We start from the raw sequence: 1,294 nt of genomic DNA on the forward strand, positions 1-1,294 counted from the left end.
TGAGGATGTCGCCGGTGCCGTGGTTGTAGAGGTCGGTCATCGGCTGGTCTCCTTGTGGTGTGTGGGGTTGTGCTGGGAGTGGAACTGGCGGAGTGCTTCTTGGTGGGCGGGGCGTGCGGCTCGGATGTCGGCGAGTACGTCGTCGGCGGGGCGGACGACGTTGCGGGGGTTTTTGAAGTGGGGGATGACGTACTTGCCGAAGAGTTCGATCGAGCGCAGTAGTTGGTGGTGGGGGAGGCTGTCGACGCGTAGGACGAGTGCGTCGACGCCCATGTCGGCGTATCGCTGTACGTGTTCGATGCAGTGGTCGGGGTCGCCGACCATGAAGCCTTGGGAGCGTTCGAACATGTACTCCTCGTCGTGGAAGTCGATGTCTTTGACGGCGCCCATGTAGGCGTAGTCCTGTGAGAGCTTGGAGAGCCGTTCGTAGGCGTCGGTGGAGAGTTTGGCCATCTCGAAGAGGGGTTTGGCCTCGGTGCGGGCTTGTGCTGTTGTCTCGGCGCAGTGCATGCCGCCTGAGATCGCGACCATCTTGCGTGGTGTGATCGGGTGGGGGTGGTCGGTGGCGGCGAGTGTTTTGTCGTAGAGCTTCACCATGTTTTCGACGAGGTCGAATCCGAGGTAGAGGCCGCCCATGATGGCGCCGATGCCCATGGTGGCCGCGGTTTCGACGGAGCTGGGGCTGCCGGCGGCGGCTGAGATGGGCGGGTAGGGGGTTTGGAGGGGCTTGGGGACCAGGCTGCGGGGCGGGATCTTGTAGTGCTCGCCGACGTAGGAGAACGGGTCGTCCAGGAAGGCGCGGCGGATGAGTTCGACGCCTTCTCGCCACTGGGACTTGTTCTCGGACGGGTCGACTTCGAAGGCGCGCAGGGCGAGGGTGGTGTTGCCGCGTCCGGTGCCGAGTTCGACGCGGCCGTTGGAGAGGATGTCCTCGGTCGCGACGCGTTCGGCCACGCGCAGTGCGTGGTTCATCCGTGTCGGTAGCAGTGTCACGAGGTGGATGAAGCGGATCCGGCTGGTGAGAGCCATCAGGTACGGGTAGAGCACCTCCGGAGCGGAGACCGAGGCCGTCCCGAGGGCGACGTGCTGCTCGGAACTGCCGAAGGCATCGAAGCCGACGCGCTCGGCGAGCAGTACCTCCTCGACCAGTTCCCGGTAGCGGTGCTCATGTGTGAGCCCGACTGGGGTGTCCCCCTCGGTCATGAGGATGAAGTCCATGCCGACCCTTCCTTCGAATGTTATTCGCCGATAACGTAGGACCTACCACAGCCCAGGTCAAGGCCCCAGGAAGAGC

The 1,294-nt window shown here is 64.1% G+C and carries 1 protein-coding gene; it reads right to left on the reverse strand.

Annotated elements, in window-relative coordinates; translation table 11 throughout:
• Nucleotides 1-36 precede the first annotated feature (36 nt).
• Nucleotides 37-1,218, reverse strand: a complete 1,182-nt coding sequence (locus ACH4U7_RS53195) for an LLM class flavin-dependent oxidoreductase (protein WP_398534947.1) — start codon at nt 1,216-1,218, stop codon at nt 37-39.
• Nucleotides 1,219-1,294: the final 76 nt, after the last annotated feature.

Source organism: Streptomyces sp. NPDC020845 (assembly GCF_044334165.1).
In the GTDB taxonomy this organism is placed as follows: domain Bacteria; phylum Actinomycetota; class Actinomycetes; order Streptomycetales; family Streptomycetaceae; genus Streptomyces.